A 6,127-nucleotide genomic window follows, 5' to 3' on the forward strand; every position below is an offset into this window, starting at 1 on the left:
AAGAAGCGCTTTGCTGCAGCCTTATCGCGACGTTTCTGCAGCAGGATGTCGAGTTCGGCACCATGCTGGTCGACCGCCCGCCAGAGCAGGTAAGGCTCACCGCGCAACGTAACGAAAACTTCATCAAGATGCCATGTGCTGCCAGGTTTGCGGCGAGCAGCCTTGACGCGATGCGCGAAGTCCGCGCCGAATTTGTCGCACCAGCGGCCGATCGTTTCGTAACTGACGATGACACCGCGCTCGAACAGCAGTTCTTCAATATCACGCAGGCTGAGTTGGAACCGGAAGTACCACCGCACCGCGTGGCTGATGACCGTCGCCGGGAACCGGTGGCCGTGATAAAGCGATTTTGTCTTCTTCATCGCGCCATCTTACGTGACCGCCTCGCCAACGTGACAGAGCCTGTCCAACGGCCAGGCCGTTTCATTTCCCCTCGGCTGGTTCCCTGTTCTCCAGGCAGCGACGGCCGCGGAGCGCGAACACTTTGCCATTTCGATGGACCGTCATCAATTGCTCTGGCCGGAAATTGACGAGGACATCAACGTCCCGGCTCTGCTTTCATTCCAGTCCGAACATGCGGCGCGCCAGCGTGATTCGCGAGAGCAAGCCTTCCCGTACTGGCCCCCCGAATGATGTTGCTGACGGCGAGCCCGGCATGGTCACCATCGCCGGAAAATCGCGGAGCAATGTCCGTCTTCCGCCTCGCTGCCGACGACCTTTCACGAAGGCGCAACCCGGTTCCCGACAGCGCGAGACTACCGTTCTTTTGAGGGCTCGCCCCCGGCCGCATGCTCCAGTTCCGCTGGCGATCTCTACCGCTTTGCGTGCCCCTACAGGATGCTGAGCAGCTTTTCCAGCCTGATGCGTTGCTGGATCACCAGCCCCGGCAGTGCGTGGGTTTCAAAAGACGGCGTCGCCAATACGACCGAGCGAATAGCGAGTGCGTTCGGTTCGCCGCCAATGGCACGCTTCGCACGCTCTATGAAACTCGCGAACACACGCTGTTCGATCATCAGGTGCTTGCCTACAGGACACTCGGTTTTGTGCCGATGGCCGAGCATCAGCGCCGCTATCGTACGCTGGCTGAAGGAGCGGCTGACAGGGTGCCCGAACCGCGTGGACCTCATGCACGAGCTTAAGCGCTGGCTTTATGAACATCGCATTCTCATCCAGCAGGATCGCGCGCTCAAACCGCTGCTTGTACAGGCTGCCCGCGATGTTGAATCCGCGCTAGTCGCCAGCCTGATGCAGAGCTTCGGTGAAGATACCCTGGACCGATGGGCTTCATTGCTGACGCAGCCGCATGGATCGTTTGCCAGCCTCCAGCAGTGGTTGTGGTCGGTGCCCCTGCGCAATTCAACGCACCAGATGAACGAGCTGTTTCGCAAGACCGACGGGCTCGTTGAACTCGGCGTACACCGCGACTGGCCTACGGTATGCAACGAGGCGGCTGTGCGCCACTTCGCGCGGCGCTGTGCAAACCGCAAACCGTCGGTCAGCCGTCGCATCCAGCAGGAAACCCGCCGGCTCGAAGTCACCTGCTTCATGCGGTATGCGCTTTGCACGACAACCGACCAGTTGCTTGCGATGTTGGGCCGCTGGATTCGCAAGGCGATCAACGAGGCGAACAGCAGAGTGGCTGCGACACGGCCGGACCTCAAGGACCAGATGCGCGATCTGGCGGCGGCAGTCAAGGCAATCGCAACGGATGGAACGTTGTCGCGCGAGGAGATGGTCGAGCGACTTTGTGTGCTGGCCGACGCGGCACTGAAGCAGGACACACCCAGCCGCACGACCCTGATGCGCGCGCAACTGGTTTCGAAGCGGCGCATGGCTCGCGCCATGCTCGCCAAACTGTTGTCGCTGCCGTTCGAGGCACAAACCGCGCATCCCGTCATCGCCGCACTGGTGTTGTTTCGCGAACTGAACTCAGGGAGGTCGAACGAACTGCCCGCAGACACGGCCATTCATCTCGGCAAGACGTGGCAACGTACGATCGAAAGCGAAGACCGGTGTCAGGCACTGCTCGCCTTCGAATGGGCAACGCTTTTTGCGCTACGCGTTGCCTTGCGCAATGGATCGGTTTTCGTCGCACACAGCTTCGAGTTCCGCAGCCAGGCCACGTTGCTGATTCCAGACGACGAGTGGCAGGCAAGGCGCAATCACTACTACGGTCACCTGAAGCTGCCGTGCCGATCTGGCTTCGTCAGACATGGTGTCGCTGGAAACCACGCGAACCGTCTGGCAGGCACGCGCCGATCCGCGGCGCCGCACCGCCTCGATCGGCGTGTACACGCATGTGCGGGATCGCCGGGGCATCTTCTACGACCAGCCGATCGTACTGAACGAGCGCCAGGCCGGCGTCGCGATCGAAGGCGTGATCCGGCAGAACAGTACCGACGACGTGACCTTACTTGCAGTTGATACGCACGGGTTTACCGATTTTGCGATGGGCCTGGCCCGGGCGCTGGGCTTTGACCTGTGTCCGCGGCTTGCCCATCTGCGGGATCGCCGCCTGCACGTGCCGGTCGGACATACAATACCGGCAGGACTCCTTCCAGTTGTCGACCGCGACGTGAAGCTGGAAGCGATCGAAGCAGTCTGGGACGAGTTCGTGCGGGTTGCCGCCTCCGTGCAGAGCGGTCATTGCACCGCCGTTCAGGCGCTGACCCGGTTTGCTTCAGCGGCACGCGGACAGCCGCTCTACGAGGGCGGCGTACAGCTTGGACGGCTGTTCAGGTCGATCTTCCTCATCGACTACTTCGCCGTGCCGGCGTTTCGCGGCGAACTGCAACACGCGCTCAATCGGGGCGAGGCGGTCCACAACGTGCAGCGCGCAATCCACCAGGGCAAGATTCCCGTCGAGCTCACGCGTCAACGCCATTCGATGATCGCGGTCTCGTCCGCCCTGACACTGTTGACCAACGCGGTCATGGCGTGGAACACGCTCCACATGCAGCGGGCGCTCGACATGATCGAGCAGCTCGGCGCCCAGCCTGTCGAGCCGCATCATCTGCGCAGCATCGCACCGATCTCCCTCGAGGGCAGCAACCTGCGCGGTACCTTTGACTTTCCGATCGCCGATTACGCGGATCGGCTTTTGGACAACCCAGTGGTTTGTACTTGAGCTTGGAAAGGGGGGCGCCATTGATCTCGACAGTTGGCGAGCCGTCCGTTGACCGACTGACGTCGGTACGTCCAGGCACCGCTTAACCGCCGCGGCCTAGAGCCGATTTCGCTCTTGAACAGTGCGCATCTTTCGATGCGCCGCTTCTCGATCGCATTTCGCGTTTCACGCCCTTGAGCCCCCTCCGTATAAATGCCCTAATGAGAGCTCTCAATGAGTCGATTCACGTAGCTCAACGTGATGACTACCGATTCACTAACCGCGCTGGAATCGACAGCACGAGCATCGCGCCGACGACCAGCACCGAGGCCATCAGCCAGATCGACGCCTCGCTGCCGCCGCTCCACTGCTTGACGAAGCCAACGATATACGGTCCGAGAAATCCCGACAGATTTGCGAGACAGTTGATGAGCGCTATTCCGGTTGCAGCAGCCGCACCGCCAAGCACCGCAGTCGGCAGCGCCCAGAACAGCGCAGGGATGGCGAGAATGCCGAAGTTAGCGATGCAGAGCCCCACGATGCCGAGCGTCACACTGTGCTGCCCAACGACGGTCAGCGATAGCCCGAGCGCGCCGAGCAGATACAGTGTCGCCAGATGCCAGCGCCGCTCGCGGCGCTGATCCGCGCTGCGACCGAAACACAGCATCGCCGGAATTGCGCACAAGCTCGGCAGCGCCGACAGCATCCCGATCGACAGGTCGCTTGCGACGCCCATGTTTTTGATCAGCGTCGGCATCCAGAAGCCGAGGCCGTAAATCGCAAAAATGTCCGCAAAGAAGATCAGGCACATTGCCATCAGATGACGCTTCACGCCCATATCGCGCAGCGACAGATGTGCCTTCTGCTGCGCCTCCTCGCTCAAAAGCCGTCCTAGCAGAGCACGCTCGGTCGCATCCAGCCAATCGGCATCGGCGATTTGGTCGTCGAGCGTCACGAGGATCAGCCAGGCGACCACGAGCGTAGGCAGCGCCTCGATTACGAACATCCACTGCCACGCGGCGAGGTTGCCAACACCGCGCATCGTCTCGAGGATCCAGCCCGACACCGGCCCGCCGATCAGTCCCGCCAGCGCAAGCGCGACATAGAAGACGCCCATCACTCGGCCGCGTCGTTGCGACGGGAACCACTGTGTCAGGTAATAGATCACGCCCGGAATGAAGCCCGCCTCGGCAATCCCGAGCAGGAAGCGGACGGCGTAGAACTCCGCGGGCGTGCGGACGAACATCGTCAGGCCCGACACGAGGCCCCAACTGATCATGATCCGCGCGAGCCAGCGGCGCGCGCCGACCCGGTGCAGGATGAGATTGCTCGGGACTTCGAACAGGAAATAGCCGAGAAAAAAGATTCCGGCGCCGAAGCCGTACATCGCGTCGGACAGTCCGAGCGCCTGAGCCATGTGCAGCTTCGCGAAACCGACATTGACGCGGTCGATCGACGCCGCGAGGTAGCCGAGCATCAAAACGGGCAGGATGCGTAGCGCGATCTTGCGGAACAGTTGGTCTTCCTGGCTGGTGCCAATCGAAGCGGGCGCGATGGTCGCGCGGGATTCCATCGAATGCATGTCGTCTCCTCCTGAGGTGGCGCACATCGCTGGCGCGCGCGTCGGTTGGTCAGGTGGGACGGAGTATTGGACCAGTCCGTGAGGCCGGTCCAATGAAAATATTTGACCCGATCATAGCCGCCGGTTATCGAATTACGCGGCGCCCGCGTATTCGCTGGCGTCCTGATGAAATAGCGCGAGGAACTGTTGGGCCGGGATGCTGAGCGGCCGGTCGCGCCGCACGACACTGCCGTACGACGGCAGCTTTTGCGCGAACACATAGTCGATGATCGCGACGAGCCCGTGTTCCGCGTTGCGCAGCGCCACCGTCAGCGGGATCACGCCGAGCATCGGCGAGCGGTCGACGAGGTTCATCGTTGTCAGGATCGAGCCGGTTTCAATCAGTCCACGCGGCATCGGCTGGTGGTGCATCCTGAACTCGCGCTCGACGACTTCGCGCGCGGGGCTTCCGGACGGTTGCAGTATCCACGTGTAGTCGAGCAGTGCAGCGAAGGTAACGGGCCCGGCGCCCGCGAGCGGGTGATTGCAGCCGGCGACGACCGCGAGCGCCTCGTCGTCGACCGCGCGGAAGGTGCAGTCGGTCCCCACGTCACGCCCAATCACGACCTCGAGTACGCCCTCGTGCAGTTGCGGCATCAGCCGGTCGCTTGTGTCGACCGCGATATCGATCGCGAGAAGCGGGTAGCGCTCCTTCAGTTGCACGAGCGCCTCGGTGAGCCGCCCCGGCGATGCCGCCATGATGCTGCCAATTGCAAGCCGCCCGGCGCTGCCGAGCTGCAACTCCGCAAGTTCGCGGTTCAGTGCCTCGACGCTGCCGCGAATGCCACGGAAATAGCCGAGCACCCGTGCGCCGGCCGAATTGAGCACGAGCCCACGGCCCACGCGGTCAAACAGCGGCTGGCCAAGCGCGCTCTCAAGTTCAGCCAGCATCTTGGTCGCCGCCGGCTGCGTCAGTCCGATCCGGTCGGAAGCAGCACGCAGCGTCGAGCATTCGTCGACCGCAAGCAGCAACGCAATCTGGCGCATCCGCAGCCGGTTCAGCAATTGCGAAGTCGAGTCGCGCCTGTCGATCGAGCCCATTTCTGATCACCCCTGGTTATCAATTCATCAAGAGTTTTCAATTTACCGACTCAATCCGTCTACCTAGTACAACATCCCGTAAATTGCTTGATTAATTATCCGGCTGTAAATAGGGCTGCAAGAGCGTGACGACGACATTGGCCATCTCCTCGAGCGAGCCGGTTCCGGGCAGCGGTTCCCAACGACCACTATGGCTGCGGAAGGCAGCGCCATAACGATTGCGGCCGAACTCTGTGAGGCGCGCCACAACAGTGGGCTCCTCATCGTCCAGACGTTTGATCAGCAGGTGACGTCCGTAGGCTTGCGTAACAATTTGGTCATGGCCGAGCAAGGTGCGTAGTTGACGCTGAAGTTCGGCC

6 protein-coding genes and 1 pseudogene are annotated in these 6,127 nt (G+C 61.9%); 2 read left to right on the forward strand and 5 right to left on the reverse strand.

Going from position 1 to position 6,127, the window contains the following annotated elements:
- On the reverse strand, positions 1-362 hold a 362-nt coding region (locus tag GCT13_RS46570), incomplete at its 3' end, for an IS6 family transposase (protein WP_152768322.1).
- Between the two features lie 40 nt (positions 363-402).
- Here GCT13_RS46570 and GCT13_RS46575 point away from each other — a divergent pair.
- Positions 403-633: a DUF2442 domain-containing protein gene (locus GCT13_RS46575; protein ID WP_152768324.1), complete on the forward strand. Its 231-nt coding sequence runs from the start codon at positions 403-405 to the stop codon at positions 631-633.
- 197 nt (positions 634-830) lie between these two features.
- Here the strand turns inward: GCT13_RS46575 and GCT13_RS51555 are convergent, their stop codons facing one another.
- On the reverse strand, positions 831-1,013 hold the full coding sequence (locus tag GCT13_RS51555) for a hypothetical protein (protein ID WP_407670973.1): 183 nt from the start codon (positions 1,011-1,013) through the stop codon (positions 831-833).
- Between the two features lie 676 nt (positions 1,014-1,689).
- On the opposite strand from GCT13_RS51555, the pseudogene GCT13_RS46580 reads away from it, so the two are divergent.
- Positions 1,690-3,127 (forward strand): annotated as a pseudogene (locus GCT13_RS46580) (Tn3 family transposase); the annotation flags it as partial.
- 244 nt (positions 3,128-3,371) lie between these two features.
- Here GCT13_RS46580 and GCT13_RS46585 read toward each other — a convergent pair.
- The 3 genes from GCT13_RS46585 to GCT13_RS46595 form a co-directional block, all read right to left on the reverse strand.
- A complete protein-coding gene (locus tag GCT13_RS46585; RefSeq protein ID WP_152768325.1) occupies positions 3,372-4,679 on the reverse strand; it encodes an MFS transporter in 1,308 nt (435 codons plus the stop codon).
- A 141-nt stretch (positions 4,680-4,820) separates the two neighbouring features.
- A complete protein-coding gene (locus GCT13_RS46590) occupies positions 4,821-5,768 on the reverse strand; it encodes a LysR family transcriptional regulator (protein WP_152768323.1) in 948 nt (315 codons plus the stop codon).
- Positions 5,769-5,859: 91 nt separating this feature from the next.
- Positions 5,860-6,127, reverse strand: a 268-nt coding sequence (locus GCT13_RS46595; RefSeq protein WP_227747089.1) for a hypothetical protein, incomplete at its 5' end; no start/stop codon positions are given.

The sequence above is a fragment of the Paraburkholderia franconis genome, assembly GCF_009362735.1.
Classification (GTDB): domain Bacteria; phylum Pseudomonadota; class Gammaproteobacteria; order Burkholderiales; family Burkholderiaceae; genus Paraburkholderia; species Paraburkholderia franconis.